Annotated in this window: 23 protein-coding genes; 10 read left to right on the top strand and 13 right to left on the bottom strand. The window is 69.9% G+C overall.

Features of this window, described 5'->3' with window-relative positions; genetic code table 11:
- Both D0D15_RS31435 and D0D15_RS31430 read left to right on the top strand, forming a co-directional pair.
- The coding region (locus D0D15_RS31435; RefSeq protein WP_115944970.1) for an STAS domain-containing protein at nt 1–230 on the top strand (230 nt) is incomplete at its 5' end.
- 177 nt (nt 231–407) lie between these two features.
- Entirely contained in the window at nt 408–779 is a 372-nt protein-coding gene (locus D0D15_RS31430) for a VOC family protein (RefSeq protein WP_094005532.1), read from the top strand.
- Between the two features lie 83 nt (nt 780–862).
- On the opposite strand, the gene D0D15_RS31425 is transcribed toward D0D15_RS31430, so the two are convergent.
- On the bottom strand, nt 863–1,525 hold the full coding sequence (locus D0D15_RS31425; RefSeq protein WP_094005531.1) for a TetR/AcrR family transcriptional regulator: 663 nt from the start codon (nt 1,523–1,525) through the stop codon (nt 863–865).
- 122 nt (nt 1,526–1,647) lie between these two features.
- On the opposite strand from D0D15_RS31425, the gene D0D15_RS31420 reads away from it, so the two are divergent.
- Both D0D15_RS31420 and D0D15_RS36140 read left to right on the top strand, forming a co-directional pair.
- Complete coding sequence (locus D0D15_RS31420; RefSeq protein ID WP_094005530.1) at nt 1,648–3,078, top strand: MFS transporter; 1,431 nt, start codon at nt 1,648–1,650, stop codon at nt 3,076–3,078.
- A gap of 336 nt (nt 3,079–3,414) precedes the next feature.
- Nucleotides 3,415–3,579, top strand: a complete 165-nt coding sequence (locus D0D15_RS36140) for a hypothetical protein (protein WP_158224430.1) — start codon at nt 3,415–3,417, stop codon at nt 3,577–3,579.
- An 894-nt stretch (nt 3,580–4,473) separates the two neighbouring features.
- Here D0D15_RS36140 and D0D15_RS31415 read toward each other — a convergent pair.
- Nucleotides 4,474–4,734: a hypothetical protein gene (locus tag D0D15_RS31415; RefSeq protein ID WP_094005529.1), complete on the bottom strand. Its 261-nt coding sequence runs from the start codon at nt 4,732–4,734 to the stop codon at nt 4,474–4,476.
- A gap of 751 nt (nt 4,735–5,485) precedes the next feature.
- Between D0D15_RS31415 and D0D15_RS31410 the strand changes: the two genes are divergently transcribed.
- On the top strand, nt 5,486–5,815 hold the full coding sequence (locus D0D15_RS31410; protein ID WP_094005528.1) for a helix-turn-helix domain-containing protein: 330 nt from the start codon (nt 5,486–5,488) through the stop codon (nt 5,813–5,815).
- 99 nt (nt 5,816–5,914) lie between these two features.
- Here the strand turns inward: D0D15_RS31410 and D0D15_RS31405 are convergent, their stop codons facing one another.
- From D0D15_RS31405 to D0D15_RS31390, 4 genes are all read right to left on the bottom strand, one after another.
- Nucleotides 5,915–6,178: a hypothetical protein gene (locus D0D15_RS31405; RefSeq protein ID WP_094005527.1), complete on the bottom strand. Its 264-nt coding sequence runs from the start codon at nt 6,176–6,178 to the stop codon at nt 5,915–5,917.
- A 413-nt stretch (nt 6,179–6,591) separates the two neighbouring features.
- Nucleotides 6,592–6,795, bottom strand: a complete 204-nt coding sequence (locus tag D0D15_RS31400; RefSeq protein WP_094005526.1) for a cold-shock protein — start codon at nt 6,793–6,795, stop codon at nt 6,592–6,594.
- Nucleotides 6,796–7,111: 316 nt separating this feature from the next.
- On the bottom strand, nt 7,112–7,528 hold the full coding sequence (locus D0D15_RS31395; protein ID WP_143266192.1) for an ATP-binding protein: 417 nt from the start codon (nt 7,526–7,528) through the stop codon (nt 7,112–7,114).
- A gap of 59 nt (nt 7,529–7,587) precedes the next feature.
- A complete protein-coding gene (locus D0D15_RS31390; protein WP_233157268.1) occupies nt 7,588–8,160 on the bottom strand; it encodes a TetR/AcrR family transcriptional regulator in 573 nt (190 codons plus the stop codon).
- 115 nt (nt 8,161–8,275) lie between these two features.
- Between D0D15_RS31390 and D0D15_RS31385 the strand changes: the two genes are divergently transcribed.
- From D0D15_RS31385 to D0D15_RS31375, 3 genes are all read left to right on the top strand, one after another.
- Nucleotides 8,276–9,397 carry an acyl-CoA dehydrogenase family protein gene (locus D0D15_RS31385; protein WP_233157267.1) on the top strand — a complete coding sequence of 374 codons (1,122 nt, stop codon included), beginning with the start codon at nt 8,276–8,278 and terminating at the stop codon, nt 9,395–9,397.
- Nucleotides 9,398–9,676: 279 nt separating this feature from the next.
- Entirely contained in the window at nt 9,677–9,991 is a 315-nt protein-coding gene (locus tag D0D15_RS37375; protein WP_233157266.1) for an MFS transporter, read from the top strand.
- Between the two features lie 47 nt (nt 9,992–10,038).
- The gene (locus D0D15_RS31375; RefSeq protein ID WP_233157265.1) at nt 10,039–10,989 is read left to right on the top strand and encodes an MFS transporter; all 951 of its coding nucleotides are present in this window, start codon (nt 10,039–10,041) and stop codon (nt 10,987–10,989) included.
- A 27-nt stretch (nt 10,990–11,016) separates the two neighbouring features.
- On the opposite strand, the gene D0D15_RS31370 is transcribed toward D0D15_RS31375, so the two are convergent.
- The 7 genes from D0D15_RS31370 to D0D15_RS31340 form a co-directional block, all read right to left on the bottom strand.
- A complete protein-coding gene (locus tag D0D15_RS31370; RefSeq protein ID WP_094005523.1) occupies nt 11,017–12,222 on the bottom strand; it encodes an FAD-dependent oxidoreductase in 1,206 nt (401 codons plus the stop codon).
- Nucleotides 12,223–12,270: 48 nt separating this feature from the next.
- Nucleotides 12,271–13,401, bottom strand: coding sequence for an FAD-dependent monooxygenase (locus D0D15_RS31365; protein WP_094005522.1), 1,131 nt, complete (start codon nt 13,399–13,401; stop codon nt 12,271–12,273).
- Nucleotides 13,398–14,429: a VOC family protein gene (locus tag D0D15_RS31360; protein WP_158224429.1), complete on the bottom strand. Its 1,032-nt coding sequence runs from the start codon at nt 14,427–14,429 to the stop codon at nt 13,398–13,400. The genes D0D15_RS31365 and D0D15_RS31360 overlap by 4 nt, the downstream gene beginning before the upstream one ends.
- 31 nt (nt 14,430–14,460) lie before the next feature.
- Complete coding sequence (locus tag D0D15_RS31355; protein WP_094005520.1) at nt 14,461–15,345, bottom strand: MBL fold metallo-hydrolase; 885 nt, start codon at nt 15,343–15,345, stop codon at nt 14,461–14,463.
- An 11-nt stretch (nt 15,346–15,356) separates the two neighbouring features.
- Nucleotides 15,357–16,370 carry an amidohydrolase family protein gene (locus D0D15_RS31350; protein WP_094005519.1) on the bottom strand — a complete coding sequence of 338 codons (1,014 nt, stop codon included), beginning with the start codon at nt 16,368–16,370 and terminating at the stop codon, nt 15,357–15,359.
- The gene (locus D0D15_RS31345; protein WP_094005518.1) at nt 16,367–17,332 is read right to left on the bottom strand and encodes a fumarylacetoacetate hydrolase family protein; all 966 of its coding nucleotides are present in this window, start codon (nt 17,330–17,332) and stop codon (nt 16,367–16,369) included. The genes D0D15_RS31350 and D0D15_RS31345 overlap by 4 nt, the downstream gene beginning before the upstream one ends.
- 72 nt (nt 17,333–17,404) lie before the next feature.
- Nucleotides 17,405–18,310 carry a LysR family transcriptional regulator gene (locus D0D15_RS31340; protein ID WP_094005517.1) on the bottom strand — a complete coding sequence of 302 codons (906 nt, stop codon included), beginning with the start codon at nt 18,308–18,310 and terminating at the stop codon, nt 17,405–17,407.
- Nucleotides 18,311–18,455: 145 nt separating this feature from the next.
- Between D0D15_RS31340 and D0D15_RS31335 the strand changes: the two genes are divergently transcribed.
- The gene (locus D0D15_RS31335) at nt 18,456–19,400 is read left to right on the top strand and encodes a fumarylacetoacetate hydrolase family protein (protein WP_094005516.1); all 945 of its coding nucleotides are present in this window, start codon (nt 18,456–18,458) and stop codon (nt 19,398–19,400) included.
- A partial coding sequence (locus tag D0D15_RS31330) for a C-terminal binding protein (protein WP_162830696.1) occupies nt 19,397–20,180 on the top strand: 784 nt, incomplete at its 3' end. The genes D0D15_RS31335 and D0D15_RS31330, both read left to right, overlap by 4 nt.

Raw genomic sequence — 20,180 nt, 5'->3', positions numbered from 1 at the left:
TCGCCTCCAGCAACGACCTCGTCTACCAGTTCGACTACACGGGCGACCCGGACACCGTGATCATCGACCTCACGGACGCCCACATCTGGGACGCCTCCACCGTCGCCGCCCTCGACGCCATCACCACGAAGTACGAAGCGCGGGGCAAGACCGTGGAGATCGTCGGTTTGAACAAGCACAGCGCCCGCATGCACGGCAAGCTCTCCGGGGAACTCACCGGCAGCCACTGACAGCGGTGGGATCACGCCGCCGGTGTTGCCAACATCGGTGGCGTGACTGCCGGGTCGGCTTTGAGCCGTGAGCGAGATGGGTTCCCGGCAGCTCCTTGATCGCATGGCGGGCCCGCGGCCCGCCATTCCTCCTGACACGAACCAGCGCATCGTCAACGGAGGAAGGAGTGCACACGCATGACCGACGTGCGTTTCGACCACACGATCATCGCCGCCAAGGACAAGTACGAGTCCGCGCGGTTCTTCACCGATATCTTCGGTCTTCCCGAGCCGCAGGAATCAGGGTTCTTCCTGGCCGTGTACCTGTCCGACGGCCGGGTGCTCGACTTCGCCGAGCCGCCCATCGACTTCCCCGGCCAGCACTACGCGTTTCAGGTCGACGACGACACCTTCGACCGGATCATGGACCGCATCCACGCGCGGGGTGTCACGTACTGGGCCGGTCCGCGCATGCTGCGGCCGGGTGAGATCAACACCAACCACGGCGGGCGGGGCGTCTACTTCGACGACCCGTCCGGTCACCACCTGGAAGCGCTTACCGCCCGCTAAGAGGGCTACCCCAGCCTCACCTGAGGGCCCGTGGGCTGCGCCGGGGCCCCTCCCCGCGCGGCCCGCACCCCCGGAACACTGCATCACCGCGCTGGGGACGATTTCGGTCGGTGCCCGCGAGGCGCGGTGCGTGCCGGTTCCGGATCGGCCCGGAACAGCCGGTCGAGGTGACGGCACAGCACGGCTTCGGCTCCCCCGACCGTGCGTTGTCCGATCAGGACACTGGTGCCGAGGCCGTGGTTGAGCGCCAGCAGGTGCGCCACCTCGGTGGCGACATCCGCACCCGGCACCAGCTGACCGTCCGACGCGGCGCGCGCCAACGCCTCGGTGAGTTGTCGTTCGAGGTCGTTCACCCCGGCGACGAACGGTTCCCCGGCGAGTTCGGGGTCGGTCATCGCCAGTACCGCGTACGACGTGCCGACCAAGTGGAACACGCGACTCCGCTCGTCGGTGGGCAGGGCTTCGGCGAGGAACGCCTCGATGAACTCGCGCGGCGACACCGGGTCCGGCAGATCGGACAGGCGTTGCGCCCACCGCTGGTGGCTTTGCCGCTCCAGATGCCGCAGCGCCCCCAGCATCAGCTGAGCCTTGGTCTCGAAGTAGTACTGCACCAGCCGCAGCGAGATCCCCGCCTCGGTCGCGACCGCCCGCATCGTCACCGCATGCAGACCGTCCCGCCCGGCGACCCGCACCAAGGCCTCCGCGATCTGCGCACGGCGCTCGGCATGGTCCACCGTCCTCGGCACTCGGCACCTCCCCGCCCCGCTTTTGGTACAACTGTATAGGGTACAGGCGTATCAGATAGGGGTTCGCTGGAGGTGACCGGTTGGGGACACGGGAGGCGCCGGATCGCGATCCGGCAGCCGGAATGCCGAGCGGACGACACCCAGGGGGCCGGCAGCGGGCCGTGCTGGCGCTGGCCTGTGCGGCGCAGTTCATGGTGGTGCTCGACATTTCGGTCGTCAACGTCGCGCTGCCGTCGATCCAGCGAGCACTGGGGTTCGACGACTCGGGCCTGCAATGGGTGATCAACGCCTACGCGTTGACCTTCGCCGGCTTCCTTCTGCTCGGCGGCCGGTTCGCGGATCTGTTCGGCCGGAAGCGGGTCTTCGTCCTCGGGCTGGTCCTGTTCTCCGGCGCCAGCCTGGCCGGCGGGCTGGCGAACTCCGCACCCCTGCTCATCGTCGCGCGCGCTGTGCAGGGCGTGGGCGCGGCGGTCCTCGCCCCGGCCACCCTCACGGTGCTCACCACGACCTTCGCCGAAGGTGCCGCGCGGGCGCGAGCCCTGGCCATCTGGACCGCCGTCGGAATAGCCGGCGGCACGGCAGGCAACCTGATCGGCGGAGTACTCACCGAATTCCTGTCCTGGCGCTCGATTCTGCTGATCAACGTCCCGATCGGCGCCATCGCCATCCTCCTGACCGCCCGCTCGCTGACCCCGGACGACGAAGCCGGGCGACGGGGCCGTCTCGACGTCGCGGGCGCGATGCTGGCCACCGGCGGACTCGCGGCGCTGACTTACGGCATCGCCCATGCCAACGACGACGGCTGGGCCGCACCGTCCACGATCACCGCCCTCACCGGTGGCGCCGCCGCCGTGGCGTTGTTCATCGTGGTCGAGGCCCGCTTCGCCCGTGCGCCGTTGATCCCGCTACGCCTGTTCCGATCGCGCGCGATCTCGGCGGGCAACGTGGCCATGGTGCTGGCCGGTGCCTGCCTGAACCCGATGTGGTACTTCCTGACCCTGTACATGCAAACGACCCTGCACTACAGCCCCGTGCAGACCGGCCTGGGCTTCCTCCCGCACACGCTCGTCGCGATCGTCATCGGCGTGCGCGTCACACCCTGGCTGATGCGCCGCCTCGACAACCGGGCGCTCATCGTCGCCGGAGCAGTGATCGCCGCAGCCGGGTTTTGGTGGCAGAGCCGGAGCACCGCCGACAGCGGCTATCTGTCCGGAATCCTCGGACCGGCGATCGTGTTCTCGACCGGCAGCGCGCTGCTCAACACCCCGATCACCACCACCGTCACCTCCGGCATCGACGCCAAGGACGCCGGCGCCGCCTCCGGACTGATGAACACCACCAAACAGTTCGGCGGCGCCCTCGGCCTCGCCGTACTGGTCACCATCACCGGCAACCACCTCGACACCCCGCCCGCACCCGCCGCGGCCTACGGACGCGCATTCCTGACCATCGCGGCGATCCTGGTGGCCGTCGCCGTGGTCGCGCTCACCCTCCCCCGACAGCGGACGACCAGGGCCGCCAGCAAGCCGAGAACCGAGGACGCCGCGACATGACCTCGGCCACGCACAAGATCACGAGCACCCGCCGCATCCCGGCGGGCGACAGCGACGCATTCTCCGCCGGCACCAGGGACGGTCGAGGGCGCAGCAGCGTGGTCAGCTCCGGCTCGTCGAACAGCCCGGACTCGGTCAGCTGCCCCCGCTCCGCCCTGGCGTGATCACCGGCTAGGACGAAGGCATGGCCACTGGGATCGCGACGTTCGAGACCACCATCCCCCAACCGGGCCGAGCTGGACGCAAAGTGGTTGATACGACAGCAGCAGTGTGTGATCTTGGTGGGCGTGTCGTGATCATGGGGGCGGCCACGGCGTGATCAAACTTCAAGGTGTGTTGGATCTCGAAGAAGACGCGGTGGCCGCGTCGTGGACCGTAGTTGATGATCGTCTCGCCCGCTGGCGGGCCGGGTTCGACGACATGTTCGCGCTGGTCGCGGGTCGTTCGCGCAAGCGGACTCCCGCCGCCGGGCCCGGATGTATCTGCTCTACTCCCACGTGACTGACGTCATAGTGGAGTCGATGCTGGCTGCGCTGCAGCGCCGCTGGGAGCTGGACGGCGGATGGACGTGGGACGCACACGCCGGTCAGGAGGCGGATGCGGCGTGACCACTTCGGATTCGCGGAAGTGGGTCAGGACACCCTGCTACCCGCAAACGCCGACGGCCTGCCGACGATGGTCGTCGACAGGCCGTCTGAACAGCTAAAATAGCGAGTGGGCGATACTGGGATCGAACCAGTGACCTCTTCGGTGTGAACTATGTTCGCGTAGCCGCGCTGACCTGCAGAAATGAGACTCCCGCAGGTCAGCGCGGGTTGTTCAGGTCCGTTGGATGTCGTTCCGGCCGGTTCAGCGCACAGTACTGCTCCCAGCTTGCTCCCCACAGCGCTCCCCGTCGCGCGACACGGCTGTATCCAGGGCGGCAGTCTGAGTTCGGCAGCGGGCGTTCATGCCAGTGCCCTGCTTGCCTTGTGCAACACCTCGGGGTGGCGCGTCGATGACACCGGCGGCGGCGGTGGTGGTGAGAGGCGTCGTAGATCGTGACCACCGGGTCGAGTTCGCCGATCGCGTCGAGGATCTGCTTGCGCCGCGCGTCGCCCTTGCTTGGTGAAGTGGATCCGCCACTGGCGAGGCATGACCTGGCGAGCGGTGGCCAGGTTGCCGGGCAGCTGAGCGGCCGCGGTGACGAGGCAGCCGTTCTCCTTGGTCTCGTCGACGAACACGTGCGCAGGGGCATCGCTCGATTCTCCTCGATGCCTCCGACACGATCGGGGTCCCGCGCACTCCTGACCGGGTGCGCTGATCTCCGGAGCGATGCCCGTGAGCGCCGCCCGGGAGTGGTGCGCGCGGACGCGGGACACGGGCAGGGCGAACGGGGTAGGTCATGCCGGGTGGTCAGGCGCCGAGGCGGCTGTAGAGGCGGCTGGCCAGGGACGCGGCCAGCCGGTTCAACGGGGCCGGTGGATCGAGCTGCGCGAACTGGCCGAGCAGTTCCGCCGCGGCATAGGCCTCGGCCTCCGACAGCAACGCTACGCACCGCTCCCGCCGCCCCTGCTCGAGCAGTCGTGTCAGGGCTTCGGCGTACTCGTCCACGTCGTGTAGCCCGACCAGGCCGTATCGCTCCTCGAGCGGCTCCTGTGTGACCTCGTCGCTCATGGTCGGGTGCCCTCTTCCTTGCATCTGACTCGCGTCTGAAAATCTATGCTGACCGGAGTAGACATTCAACCGCAGGCGTGTGTAATGTTCTCCTCGCACCGAGAGAGACAACGTCAAGCAAGCGTGGGAGAGAACGTAACTACCCGCGAAGTGAGACACGAGGGCCAGGCGGCACGGAGCCGATCAAGGAACAGGGTTCCGGCTGGTGGTCAGGAGCAGTGCCCCGGGGCCGGGTTGTGAAGAGGTTTGATCAGGTAGTACCGGTCCCGGGGTGATCGCGACAAGGCGCAGGCAGCGTCTGTGCGCCCCGTGGTGAGCAGCAGTTGCTTTGCACATGCAGTTGCGGGACCGGTCAGGTGGCCGGAGCCGATCAGTGAACGGTGCTCCGGGCAGTGACCAGCGGCGTCAGCGTGCTGGGACCGATCAGTGGAAGGGGTCCCAGCCGTGACGTTCGCAGCAAGTGAAGTAGCAGTCGCAGTACTCAGTAAGTGGGCAACACCGGAAGGAAGGGAACGGGAACATCATTGGATCGCCCGCAGCGGCTGGGTAGTGCCGCGCGGGTACCGCAGTCCCATCGAGTTCGGAGGTGGTGCTCGGTCACGAATGAGCGATCCCCGCGAGGTTCGGCTTTCCGCCGGACGCGGGTGCAGGACGCCGGCGGTCACGCCGGTCGACAATGGTGAAACCGAACCCCTGAAGGACCCCGGGTGCCGTGCACGGCGCCTGGGGTCCTTTGTGACGTGGAGGTCGAATGATTCCTGACCAACCAGACTCGGCCACGCCCGGCGGGGCCGACAAGCTCGACGACGAGCACTACCCCGGCTACACGATGGGCCGCGCCGCCGAGATGCTCGGCACCACCCAAGGCTTCTTGCGTAGCCTCGACGAGGCTGGCCTGATCACCCCGCAACGCTCCGCCGGCGGACACCGCCGCTACTCCCGGCACCAGCTGCGCCTGGCCGCGCGTGCCCGGGAACTGGTCGACCAGGGCATCCCCATCGAAGCCGCATGCCGCATCATCGCCCTCGAAGACCAGCTCCACGAGGCCCAGCGCCTCAACCAACCCCAGACCCTCGACTGACCCGCGGTTGGACAGCCCCTGGTAGCGCCCTTCCTTGAAGATGTGGGCGAGAGCGCGAACCCCCGTCCTCGCAATCGCGACGGAGGCGCAGGTTCCACGTCACCGGGGGGGCTGCGAGGCCCCGTCGTCGACCTCGATCCAGATCTCGCGGGCGGCGGGTCGTGAGGTGCGGGCGGAGACGGCTTTCATCCGGTTGGTTTTCGACGGTGAGGGTCGCACTGTCTTGGTCCAGCCGGACTTGCAGATCGTGTCGTCGATGCAATCCTGGGTGACGTCGGAGTTGATGGCGCCCGGTGCGCAGGGCGGGTCGGGCAGCGGCTGGCCGTCACGGGAGCCGACGGTGCAGCTGCCCGACGCGGGCATTGCCGCGTTCGGATCACCGGCCGGGAGCCCACCCGCCGCCTCCGGCGCCGTCGTCTTGGCCGGTGGCGGCGGGCTGAGCCAGGGGCTTGCAGCCCGACACGACGGCCACAGCGGCGATTGCGACGGCCACGGGTGCCACCGTGCGGAAGCGGTAGCTGGTCACGTTCGGGACGAGCAGCTACCACCACTCATCTGGGGGCTTCGGGCTGGTGAGCCTGGGCCGCGGCGCTGAGCATGACAGACATGGCGGTGCTGGTTCCGCCGGTCGAGCTGATGGCGCCTCGGCTTGACGGGGGCTGGAGGCGCCGGATAACGCAAGGCCGGACCATCAGGTCGGTGACGGGCGGCCAAAAGCCAGTGGCTCCCCTACCCGAAGCGGGTGGGGAGCCACCGGACAAAAGAACAGCAGGTGCTCAGACCAGGCGCACCAGGTCGGCCTGCGGGCCCTTGGCGCCCTGGCTGACCTCGTAGGACACCGCCTGGGCCTCCTCGAGGGAGCGGAAGCCGCCGCCTTCGATCGCCGAGTAGTGCACAAACACGTCCGGGCTGCCATCGGCGGGGGCAATGAAGCCGAAGCCCTTTTCCGAGTTGAACCACTTCACGGTTCCGTTGGTCATGTCTTCTCCTTCTGGGAGCTGGGATGACGGGCCACCGCACTCTGCGAAGACCCGGGCCGGGGGATCTCAGACGGCGGCTTACTCCAGCTACAACCGAAGAAAGAAGCTCGCCCGCATCAACATCCTGCGAGCGTGCACAAACACGAACCCAAGAATTACAACGACCACCAATGACCTTACACGCCTGGAGTGGGCACCATCCCGCAGGGTCACGCAAGAGATCTGGTGGACGACCGGCGGCTGGTGCCCGGCGGCGCCAATCTCCCTGCCAACGGCGCGGGGCGACACGGCGAGCAGGCACGGACGGTCTGCGCAACTAGCGTGCGGTGAGCCCGCAGGCGAGGGTGACGGTGGTGCCGTGCTCGGTGCCGGTGATGCTGGCGTGGCCGGCGAGCGCATCGATGAGGGCCAGGCCGCGGCCCCCGTCGGGGCCAGGCCCGGCAGCCGGCGGTTGCCACTGGCCATGGTCGGTGACCGTGATCTGCAGGGCGCCGTCGTCCTGGCGGGCGTGCAGCGCGACGATGCCGGTAGCGCCTTCGGGGTAGGCGTGCTCGATGGCGTTGGCCAGTGCCTCATGGACAGCGAGCTCGACATCGGCGGTGAGCTGCGGTGGCACCCCGTGGACGTCGGCCCAGGGGCGCACGGCGTGGCGCAGGCCGGGCACCTCAGCCGCCCGGGCCGGTCGGCGCGCACGCAGGTCCCGGGACCGGTCTTCTCCGACGTCCTGGGGCATGCACGCTATACCCCCGAAGGAGGCGAGGTATTCACCCACAAGGTCTTCGGCGAGGCGGGTCAGGGCCGATGGGCTCCGACCAGGCGGAGTGCGAATTCGCTGTACTGCCACACCACGGCGTCCTCCGGGTGCTCGCCGTCGGCGCGGTACCAGACCGCGACGCCCATGCCGAGGTCGAGGATCGCGTAGGAGGCCAGGCGCACCGAGTCGACCCGGAAGACCCCGGCGTCGACCCCGGCCTGCACGACCGCCCGGAAGCACGCCTCGTACTCGGCGCGCAGGTCGAGGACGCGGCTGCGGTGCGGTTCGGTCAGGCCGCGGATCTCCCGGGTGCCCACGAACGCTTCGAGCCGGTGCCGCGCGTGGTAGCGGACGTGGGCCTCGGTCGCCCGCCGCAGCCGCTCGACCGGGTCGGTCACGTTCGCCACGGCCGTCCGGTGCGCGGCGAGCAGGTTCTCCATCGTCGCGACCATGATCCGCGCAAGCAGGTCTTGTTTGGAGGCGACGTGCTTGTACAGGCTGGGGGCGCGCATGCCGACCGCCGCGCCGATGTCGCTCATCGTCGTGGCCTCGAAGCCCTTGCGGGTGAACAGCTCGAGTGCGGCGTCTCGGATGTCACCGAGCCGGTCCACGGGCACCTCCCTCCGCCGGGCTAACAAATCATAGCCGAGTGAGCCGACGCACCTTCCTGCCAACCGGGCAGGGCCTATAGTTTCGGCTAATGGTCATTAGCCGAGTGGAGGTGCCATGGCTGTCGACCTCGCACAGGGGCCGGACGTCGCCGAACTGGCGCGGCGCACCGCGGAGTTCGTGCGCGAGCACGTGATTCCGGTCGAGGAGGAGCACGACGGCGTCGTGCCCTCCGACGACGTGCGCGTGCGGCTGCAGCGTGCGGCGAAGGAGGCGGGGGTGTTCACCCCGCACGTGGGCGCCGAGTTCGGCGGGCACGGGCTGGACATGCGCGGGCGGGCCGCGGTGTTCGAGGAGGCCGGATACTCGCTGCTGGGCCCGCTCGCGTTGAACATCGCCGCGCCCGACGAGGGCAACATGCACATGCTGGAGGCCATCGCGACCTCCGAGCAGAAGGAGCGCTACCTGCGCCCCCTCGCGAGCGGGGAGGTCCGGTCCTGCTTCGCGATGACCGAGCCGGCGCCCGGCGCGGGGTCCGATCCGGCGGCGCTGACGACCCGGGCGGAGCGGGTGGACGGCGGCTGGCGCATCAACGGCCGCAAGTGGTTCATCACCGGGGCCGAGGGGGCCGGGTTCACGATCTGCATGGCCCGCACCTCCGGCGAGCCTGGCGACGCGGGCGGCGCGACGATGTTCCTGGTCGACGAGGACAACCCGGGACTGCGGGTGGCCAGGCACATCGAGACCCTGGACGAGAGCCTCTACGGCGGGCACATCGAGCTGGAGTTCGACGACTGCGTGGTGCCCGACGAGGCGGTGCTCGGCGAGGTCGACCAGGGCTTCCGCTACGCGCAGGTCCGGCTCGGCCCGGCGCGGATGACGCACTGCATGCGCTGGCTGGGCATCGCCCGGCGCGCCCAGGACATCGCGGTGGCACGCGCGGCGGAGCGGCGGCTGTTCGGCTCCCGCCTCGGCGACCTGGGCATGGTGCAGCAGATGATCGCCGACAACGAGATCGACATCGCGGCCTCGCGTGGGCTGCTGCTGCGTGCCTGCTGGGAGCTGGACCAGGGCGAGCACGCGTCGCAGTCCACCTCGATCGCCAAGACCTTCTGCGCGCGATGTTCAGCGCCTGGTCCCCCGCCTGGGACACGCAGCCCGCGATCACGTCGTCGATGCTCGCCGGGTCCACGTCCGTGCGCGCGAGCAACGCGCGCAGGGTGTCGGCGAGGAGGCTGACGGGGTGCGCTCGACAACGCGCCCCCGGGCTTGCCTTTGCCCGACGCCGTACGAACGACGTCGACGATCACTGCTGACCTCATATGGCGACTGCTCCCGTTCGTCAGGGTCGGTGAGGGGCTCTCCCGTGGCCCTGACCGTAGGAGAAGACGAAGCCCGTGAGTTGTCGCAAGGTGCTACAAGACCGAGTGCACTGTCCCGAAATGCGACATTCCCCCGGTCCGTCCCCGATGCATGGTCTACCCACCCCACCGAGACCACGGGACCGAAAGGGCGGACATGTCCACAGCAGCGACCAGCACCGGAGTCGAGAGACGACAAGTACGCAAGGTAGCCGCGGCGGCACTCACCGCCAGCACTCTCGAGTGGTACGACTTCTACATCTACGGCACCGCCGCCGCACTGGTCTTCGGGCCGCACTTCTTCTCCGGCATCGGGGCCGCGGCCGGCACCCTTGCCGCCATGGCGACCTTCGGAGTCGGGTTCATCTTCCGGCCCGTCGGCGGTCTGCTCTTCGGCCACTTCGGAGACCGGCTCGGACGGAAGCGCCTCCTGGTGATCGCCATGATGCTGATGGGATCTCGACGTTCCTGATCGGGCTCCTGCCGGGCTACGCGACGATAGGGATCGCCTCACCGCTGTTGCTGGTGCTCCTGCGGGTGCTGCAGGGCGTCGCGGTCGGTGGCCAGTACGGCGGTGCCATCCTGCTGGTGACCGAGAGCGCGCCCGCCCACCGCCGGGGTTTCTACGGCAGCTTCGCCCACATCGGTCCCTCGCTCGCGGTGATCGTGTCCAATGTGGTGTTCCTCGTGGTCGCCAACCTGGTCTCGCCGGCCGCGTTCGCCTCGTGGGGCTGGCGGATCCCGTTCCTGTTGAGCGCCGTGGTCATCGCCGCGGGCCTGATCATCCAGCTGCGAGTCACCGAGACCGCCGATTTCCAGCGCCTCCAGGAGGAACAGACGGCGAAAACGAGTGCGCCGGAGAAGCGACGCTCGCCGCTCCTCGTCGCGCTGCGCACGCACCCCAAGGAAATCCTGCAGGCCGGCGGGATGATCCTGCTCATCCAGGTCTACTACTACATCCTGATCGTCTTTTCGATCTCGTACACGACCGGCCGGGGTATGAGCAAGTCGGAGATCCTCATCCTCGTCCTGCTCTCCAGCGCGGTGACCGTCGTCAGCATTCCCCTGTTCGCCGCACTGTCTGACCGGATCGGCCGGAAAAAGGTCATCATCGCCGCGACGGTCCTGAGCATCGCCTCCGTGATCCCGTTCGTGACACTGCTGGAGACGCTGCAGACCGTGCCGACCCTGATCGGGCTCCTGATCCCCGGTCTGGCGCTGGGCGCCATGTACGGTCCGATGGCGGCGTTCTACAGCGAGATGTTCAGCACCGGTGTCCGCTACTCCGGCGCCTGGACGGGCTACCAGCTCGGCGCCGTCGTCGGTGGCGGGTTCGCCCCGCTGATCGCCTCCGCGCTGCTCGAAGGCACCGGCTCACTGTGGGCGGTCGGCGGGTACATCATCGCGGCCGGAGTGCTCAGCCTCGTCGCCGTGGCGACCACGAAGGACCGCTACCGCCCCGCCCGCTGAACGCTTGGACGCTCCTCGCCGGCTTCCTCACACCTCCGCGAGCGACTCGGACCCCATCTCGGTGAGCTGGTGAACGATCTCCCGCGGGCTGCGTTCACCCACCTGCTTCTGCAGCAGCGGTGTCCGGTCGAGCACGAAATCGCGGACGGGGCGGAGTGCCCTGGGGATGTGGTGGAACACCTGCCCGAGCACGTAGGCCTGCTGGACCTGGGCTGTCGTGTGCCGGATGCGCCCCCGCTCGTAGGCGAGGAGCGCAGCGCGGACGGCCGCGGTGTCGCCGAGATCCACGTGCTTGAGCTTCTTGGCGAGGACGTAGGCGTCGGTGATGGCCATGCCGGCGCCGTAGGCGGCGTAGGGCGAGGTCGGGTGTGCCGCGTCGCCGGCGAGGGTGATGCGGCCCTTCGACCACTGCTTGAGCGGCTTGCGGTCGCGGATGATCCAGCGCTGCAGGTTGCCGGGCGGCGTCGCGGCGATGATGTCGCGCAGGGACGCGGGGAATTCGGCCGTGATGGTTTTCGCGTGGGCGAGCAGGTCGGTGGGCGCCGGAGCGTCGGGGTCGGCGGCTTCGACGATCCACCACTGGTATCCATCGCGGCCGCAGTCGCGGATCGAGGAGTAGCTGCCCTGGACCCAGTTGCCGTGCATGATCGGGTTCTCGCCGGGGGTGGCGGTCGGCGGGAGCTCGTAGGTGAAGCCACCGATCGCATGCAGCCGGTGTTGCCGTTTGGGCGAGTCGCCCCACAAGGCCTTGCGGACAACCGAGTCGATGCCGTCGGCGCCGATCAACACGGGCGTCTCGATCACCTCGCCGTCGGCGAAGGTCACCGCGACGCCGTCGCCGTGGTCGCGCAGCGCTGTCACCGTCCGGTTCGGCTGGACGACGCCGTCCGGCATGGCGGCCAGCATCCGTTCGAAGAGAACGGGCCTGAGCAGGCCGATGAACCCGCCGTGGTACTCGGCGAGCACGTCCTGCGGCAGCCGCACCTCGGCTCGCACGTGCCCGGTGTAGGCGTTGCGGAACGAGCTGCGGCACGGTGCGCCGAGGTCTTCCACGTCCACGCCCATCTCGGCCAGCGCGCGAATGGGCGGGGGCCACAGGTTCAGGATGTTGCCCGCGGGACGCGCCTCGGGGTAGCGCTCGTACAGCCGGACGTCGATGCCGACCTTGCTCAGTGCGAGCGCGCTCGCCATGCCGGCGGGTCCGCAGCCAACGATGACAACCGGGTTTGGCATGTGTTTCTCCTCGTTGAGTTTCCTCGCCACCCACGACGGTGGGCGCAGCTACAGCGGTGCCATCGCCGCCATCGTCACCTCGAAGGCAACGGCGTCGGGATCGATGTCCAGCGAGTGGTCCTGCTCCCATCGGCCGATCTGCTCCGAGCCCTGCACGATGGTCCGGCACCGCTCGAACCGCCGGGCCATGAAGTTGGCGAGAACCTGCTCGGCGGGGATGTCCCTGGCCACTTCCTCGGCCAGGACCACGCCGTCTTCGATGGCTTGCGCGCCACCCTGCCCGCACTGCGGGGACGTGCCGTGCGCGGCGTCGCCGATCAACAGGACCCGCCCGCGGTACCAGGGCGGCGGCACCAGCACCGTGTCGATCGGCCGGTACACCACGTCCGCGTCGTTGGTCACCAGCTCGCGGTGCTCGGCGATCGGGCCGCCGTACTCGGCCAGGCGCTCCCGGTACACCCTGGCAAGCCCCTCCCGCGGCAGCCGGACCGGTCGCCCGGCGGGCGCCTTCTCGATGGTCAGCATGTACATCAGGTCCGGCCCTAGGGGGCAGAACCCGGCCGATCCCGCCGACCCGCGATAGATCGACAGCCGGTCGAGTTCCGGGATGCGCGGCAGGTTGATCCGCCAGCCCACCTCGCCGGTGAACTTCGCCTGGTATTGCGTGCCGAACACCATGTCGCGGATCTGCGAGTAGAGCCCGTCGGCGCCGACGAGGAGGTCGTAGGACCGTTCGTGCCCGTCGCTGAACTCCACGTCGACGCCGGATTCCCGCTGCCGCAGAGCGGTCACGACGACACCGGTCCGGACCTCCGCCCCCGACTCGCGCACCGCGTGCACGAGGATCGAGTGGAACCGGGTCCGGGTGATGCCGTTCGCCGGGGGAAGCCCAGGCAGCAGCGCCGGGAACGCGTCGTCGTGCAACGGGGTCACGCCGTCGGCGAGCCAGCTGCGCTGACCGAGGATGGGGTGCCCCAGGGCGACGCACTCCTCGGCCACGCCGAGTTCGGCCAGTGCCCGCAGCGCGTTGCCCGGCTGGATGATCCCGACGCCGTAGACGTCCCACGCCGGGTTGCGCTCGATGAGGTCGACCTCGACCCCGTGGCGGCGCAGCGCGATCGACGCCGACAGCCCGCCGATACCGGCCCCCACCACCAAGACCCGGCCGATCGCGCTCATCGCCGGCTCGTCTCCACCGCACCGAAGAACTCGCGGCGCTGCGCCATGGCCTCCTTCTCCTGCGCGGCGGCCGTTTCGTCCGCGGCGGGCCAGGCCTCGTGGAAGCCGGGCGGGGGCGTGACGTTGCGGTAGATGCTCGCCCCAGGGTTACCGCGCGCGGCCTGGTAGGTGGTGGCCTCCCAGTCGGGCATCGTGTTCACCCAACCACCGGAGTTGATCTCCATCCGGAACCCGCCGGGCTCCCGCACGTAGAGGTAGGTGATCTCGTCGATGCCGTGGATGCCGGGGCCGAACTCGATCGGGGTGCCGTTGGCCAGGAAGACCTCCGCGGCGCGTTCGACGTCGAGCCGCTGGTCGACGCGGAAGGCGATGTGGTGGGCGCGACCGGTCACCCCGCTGAAATCGGGCACGAGCGCCATGTCGTGGGTCGAGCGGATGCCGTTGCAGGTCAGCGTGGAGAACACGGAGAACCCGGGTTCGGCCTCGGTCTGCGCGGTGTGGCGCGCGCCGAGCTGCTTGTAGAACTCGATGTCCCCGCGCATGTTCGCCGTCGGCATGGTGACGTGGTCGAGGTAGCGGGCGCCGATGCCACGGCCGGAGTAGCGCTGCGGCCGGTTGGGGATGGCCGGGTCGCGCTCCTCGGGCGGGGCCTGGTAGCGGTCGACCTCCCAGAACACCTCGTGCAACTGCCGGCCGTGCGGGGCGCGGTACTGGTAGGTGGCACCGTGACCGGTCCAGTCGTCGACCCAGCCGACGGCCTCCTCGGTACCGCCCAGGCGCTGGGCGACGATCTCCGGGTCACCCGGTCCGTAGGTGCGCCACCCTATGCGGCCGACGCCCGGTTCGCGGCCCTCGGTGACGATGAGGCTGGAGTGCAGCCACTCCGCCCAGCCGCGCAGGTACACCGACTGGCCCTCGCGGGTGGTCTCCTCCAGGCCGAAGACCTCCTTCATCCACTGGACCGTCTCGTCGGGCTTGGGACTGATCAGCTCGACGTGCGCGAGCTGGGACAACAGGATTTCGGACATGGGCCCTCCTCGGCTCATGGATGGGGTGGGGTCAAGCGCGGCAGCGCAGCGGCCGGCCGCCGTTGTAGGCGACCATGGCCCGCAGCGCGGCGTGGAAGTCGACCGCGCCGCCGGTGTCCTCGGCGTAGGCGCGGTGCAGGTTGCCGACGATGCGTTCGGCGTCGGTCCAGGACGCGAAGCGCCCCAGATCCGTCTGCCGGGCCAGGTCCAGCGGGGACAGGCCGGCTGCCTGTCCCTCCGCGGCGACGTCGAGCACGAAACGCAGGTAGGCCACGACTTCGGCGATCACCTCGGGACCGCAGACCGGTCCGTGGCCGGGCACGATCCTGCGCGCGCCGAGCGGGGCCACGAACTCCTCGAGCACGGCGATGGTGCCGCGCACCGACCCGGACAGCGCGAACGGGGTGCCGCCGTTGAACAGCAGGTCGCCGGCGAACAGCACCGACCGGTCCGGGATCCACACGACCACGTCGTTGGTGGTGTGCGCGGTCCGGCCCGGATGTATCACCTCGCACCGCAACTCGTCGGCCCACAGCGTGATCCGGTCGGTGAAGGTCAGCTGCGGCAGCGCGAGTTCCAGGTCGCCGTAGTCCACATCGGACCAGATTCCGTCGTTTGCGGGCAGGCCCAGCACCCGCATCTCGGGCCGGGCCTGCTCGTGGGCGACGATCGTGGCGGTGGGGAACAGGCCGTTGCCCGCCGTGTGATCGGGATGGTGGTGGGTGTTGACCAGTGTCCGGACCGGAGCGTCGGTCAGCCCGGCGATGGCGGCGAGCGCGGCGCGGGTGCGGCGCTCGGTCGCGCAGGCGTCGATGGCGACCACTCCGGAGCGGCCGACCACAAATCCGGTGTTGTTGATCATCCAGCTGCCATCGGGCTGGACGAAGGCGTAGATCCCGTCCGAGATCTCCTCCATGTGACCGCCGCTCACGTCGGCACCTCCTGGGTCCCCGGGAGCGACCCCAGGAGAGCGCGAGCGTTGCCGGACCGGATCGCCTCGGCGGCCTTGGCCGGCAGGCAGGCGTGCGTGAGCCGGTCCAGCGGGTCGGTGATCCCCATGTCGAACGGGTAGTCGGTGCCGAGCAGGACGCGGTCCGGCCCGACGGCGGTGACCAGCGCGCGCAGCGTGTCCGGGGTGTAGACGAGCGCGTCGAACCACATGCGGCGCAGGTAGCTGCTCGGCTGGTGCGCGCAGGTGCGCGACTCCGGGCGGACTCGCCAAGCGTGGTCGCCGCGGCCCAGGTAGCCCGGCAGGTAGCCGCCGCCGTGGGCGGCGAGGATCTTCAACCGGGGATGGCGGTCCAGCAGTCCCGAGAAGACGATGCGGGACAACGCGATCGTGGTTTCGGCCGGTTGCCCGACGATGTTGGACAGGTACGCGGTGGCCAGGCGCTCGCCGAGGGTGCATCCCCAAGGGTGTACGAACACGACCGCTCCCAGCGCTTCCGCGCGTGCCCAGAAGGCCGCCAGCGACTCATCGGACAGTTCCCGGCCGGCCACGTGCGTCGAGACCTCCACCCCGCGCAGGCCGTCGGCCACGGCCCGGTCCAGCACCTCCACTGCGAGGTCCGGATGCTGCAACGGCACCGTGCCCAGCCCGACCAGCCGGTCGGGCGCGGCGGCGCAGTGCTCGAGCACCCCCTCGTTGGTGAGCGCGCTGAACTTCACTGCCAGGTCGCGGCCGGCCCAGTAGTGGTGCAGCGGCATCGGGCTCACCAACTGCACGTCGACGCCGGCGTCGTCCATGGCGGCGAGGCGCGCGGCCGGATCGGTCAGGGCGGGCAACAGCCGCGTCATCTGATCGCGGTTGACGGCGGCCGACGCGGCACCCGCGCCGCGGGCGTCGGCGGCCCGTTCGGCTGCCAGTCCGGGTTCATTCGCGAGCAGCGCTTCCGCCGCACTGACGAGGACGTGGGCGTGCACATCCACGACGCGGCTCATCGTGGCTCCTCAACGCAGCGATTGTGCTGGGCTCCGATGCCCGAGATGGCCGCCTCCAGGACATCACCCGGCCGCAGCCAGCGCTGCCACGCGCCACCGTTGCCCGCCGGGCTTCCGGTGAGCAGCAGATCGCCGGGGTACAACGTCGTCGCCGCCGAGGCGGCCACGATCAACGCCGCCACGTCGAACAGCAGGTTCGCGGCGACGTCGGCCTGCTTGCGCTCGCCGTTGAGGTCCAGCGTCAGCTCCAGGCGACGGTAGTCCGGCACGAGATCGGCCGGCACGATGAACGGCCCCAGCGGCAGGAACGTGGGGCGGTTCTTGGCGCGTAGCCAGTCCCCGCCCAGTGGCCGGTGCTCCGCCGGGAACTGCAGGTCCCGCGCGCTGATGTCGTTGACGACGGTGTACCCGGCCACGTGGTCCATCGCCCGCTCGCGCGGCACGCGGCGCGCGGTGGCGCCGATGACGACCGCGAGCTCGACCTCCCAGTCGACCTGCCGGGACTCGGCGGGCAGGAGCACGTCGTCGTCCGGCCCGCAGATCGCGGCCGGCAGGCCGGTGAAGAAGAACGGGCTGCCGGTACGCACCTTGGCGTCCATCATCTCCTCGGCGTCCCGGCGCAGCTCCTCCTCGCTCCGGGTGTCGCCCGGGTCGCGGCCGGACACGACGATCTCGGCCACGTGGGCGCGGTAGTTGGCGCCTGCCTGGATGATCTGCCGCGGCTCCACCGGCGCCAGCACCGTCAGCGCGTCGAGGGGGACCCCGCCCGGCGGCCGGGCGAGTTCCGCCAGCCGGGGACGTACGCGCGCCCAGTCCTCCAGCAGTCCCCGGACGGTGGCGTTCTCCTTGGCCCACTCCTCGGTGTCCAGGCGCCGCACCCGGTCCCCGGACACGAGCCCGGCGAAGGTGTCCACGCCATCGGAGAAGGTGCCGAGCGCGTACCCGTCGACCCATCGCTTCATCGCGTCTGCCTCATGGACAGCGACGCTAACGACGAGGAGCGGCCGGGCGGAAATACCTTGCGTGGATACCAGCTATCCGACGACGGCGACCAGTTGCTCCCGCAGCCACCGGTGCCCGGGGTCGCTGTTGCGGCGGGAGTGCCAGTACGCCGACTCCCGCACCGCACGGATCTCGAACTCCGGCTCGAGCAGGACGATCCCGGCGGCATCGGCGACCTGGCGCCCGAGCCGTTCCGGGATGATCGTCACCAGACCGGTGCCGGCGAGCAGGAACGGCATCGTGACGAAGCTGATCGCCGTGGCCTCCACCCGGCGGGAGATCCCGGCCTTGTCGAGATCCTCCTCGATCAGGCTGAACCCGTCAGGTGGCGCGAAGGCGAGGTAGGGGTGTTCGGCCAGCGCCGCCGCCGGCAGCGACCCTCCCGCCAGGGGATGTCCCCGCCAGACCGCGCCCACGAACCGGTCGGCCAGGACCGGCACGCTCGCGCAGTCGCCGAGGCGCTCCCCCTCGGCCAGCGACTCCGGCAGGATCGCCAGGTCGATCTCGTCGCGTTCGAGCAGCCGCAGGAAGTGACCTGAGATCTGCGCCAGTTCCAGGCTCAGGTTCGGCGCGAGGCCGCCGATGCGGCCCAGCAGCGGCCGGATCAGCATCATGCCGACGTAGTCGCTGGCGATCACGCCGAAGGTCCGGCGGTCGTGCGCCGGATCGAACCCCGGTGGCTTCACGATGCTCTGCTCGATGGTGGCCAGCACGTCGCGAACCGGGTCGACCAGCGCCTCGGCCCGCGGGGTCAGCTGCAGGTACCGCCCGTGCTTGACGAGCAACGGGTCCCCCAGCACCTTGCGCAACCGCGCCAGCGCGGTACTGGTGGCCGGCTGCGACATGTGCAAACGCTCGGCGGCACGGGTGACGTTCTGCTCGCGCAACAGCGCGTCGAGGACCACCAGGAGGTTGAGGTCCACCTGTCCCAGGTTCACTCGCGTCACCCTCCCTGCGCCGTCGCCACGCGACCGATCCTAACGACGATCCATTCACCGGGCCGATACCTGCCAACCACGCTCTGCATTTCCGCCGGATCCGGTGGCGTCCCTAGCATCGCGGCAGATCCGCGAAGGAGGCGTGATGAGATTCGCCCGGCACCGGACGGATCAGGGCCCCAGACTCGCCGTGCTCGACGATGAGGACGCCCTGATCGATCTGGACACCGAACCCGACCTGCCCGCACTCCTGGCCCACGACGGCAGGCTGCGGTCCGCGGGCGAGGTCGCGCTGCGCACCCGGAGGCGTGTCACCCCCTGGGCTGGCGCGGACCTGATGGCGCCGCTGGACCCACCGACCGTTCGCGACTTCTCCACCTTCCCCGAGCACACCGCGGGGGTGGTCAAGATGCTCGACCCCGATGCCGAAATTCCGGCGGAGTTCTGGGAAATCCCGGCGTTCTACTTCTCCAACCCCTACGCCACCGTCGGCCCGCACGACGACGTGGAAATCCCACCCGGATGCGCGCTGTTCGACTTCGAACTGGAAGTCGCGGCGGTGGTCGGCGCTGCCGGCCGGGACCTCGGCGTCGAGGACGCCGCGGACCATCTCGCCGGGTTCGTCGTCCTCAACGACTTCTCCGCCCGCGACGTGCAGTTCCACGAGATGCGGATGCGGCTGGGACCGGCCAAGGGCAAGGACACCGCGACCGCGCTCGGCGCCGTGTTCGTGACGGCCGACGAGCTGGCGGACCGGCGGTCCGGACCCTCCTACGACCTGGCGATGGAGGTCCGGGTCAACGGCGAGCTGATCGGGCAGGACCGGCTGGACAACATGGCCTGGAGCTTCGCCGCGCTGGCTACCTACGCCTCGCGGGGCACCTGGATCCGCCCCGGCGACCTGCTCGGCTCGGGAACCTGCCAGGGCGGGTGCCTGGCCGAGCTGTGGGGCCGGCACGGGCGCGACCACCTCCCACCACTGCGCCCCGGCGATGTCGTGACGACCAGCGTGGAACTGCTGGGCGGGACGCGGAACCGGGTGGTGCCGGGACCGCCGCGCCACGAGATCCTGCCCTGGCGGCGCCCGTGAAGCGCGTCCTCGTCACCGACCACCCGTGGCCGTCCCTCGACCTCGAGTCGCAGATCGTCGCCGCGACCGGCGCCGAGGTCGTCGACGCAAGCGGCGATCCCGCGGAGATCGCCCGCCTGGCCACCGGCGCGGACGCGATCCTGACCTGCTTCGCGAAGATCCCCGCCGACGTGCTCGACGCGGCCCGGCGCTGTCTCACCGTGGCCCGTTACGGCGTCGGCGTGGACAACATCGACGTCGCCCGTGCCACCGAGCTGGGCATGGTGGTCAGCAACGTGCCCGACTACTGCTCCGACGAAGTCGCCGACCACACACTGCTGCTCATCCTCGCCCTCGCGCGGCGGCTCGTGCCGCACACCCGGCTGCTGGGCCACGGCGGCTGGGACGTCACCGGCACCGGCACGCCGAGCCGGCTGCGCGGCAAGGTTCTCGGCCTCGTTGGGCTCGGCACCATCGGACGCGCACTCGTCCCCCGGGCACTGGCCGTCGGCCTGCAGGTCCTGACCTGGAGCCGGACCGACCGAGCAGTGCCGGGAACCGAACCGGCCGCGTCGCTGGAGGAACTGCTGGCCGCCAGCGACATCGTGTCGCTGCACGTACCGGCCACCCCACAGACGCGAGGCATGATCGGCGCCGCCGAACTGGCGAAGATGAAACCCACCGCGTGGCTGGTCAACACCGCACGCGGCTCGCTCGTCGACACCGACGCCCTGGTGTCCGCGTTGCGCGACCGGGTCATCGCCGCCGCCGCGCTGGACGTCACCGACCCCGAGCCCCTCC

Origin of the sequence: Amycolatopsis thermalba, from assembly GCF_003385215.1 — a bacterium.
GTDB lineage: Bacteria > Actinomycetota > Actinomycetes > Mycobacteriales > Pseudonocardiaceae > Amycolatopsis_E > Amycolatopsis_E thermalba.
This window is presented reverse-complemented; position numbering and strand designations above follow the sequence as displayed.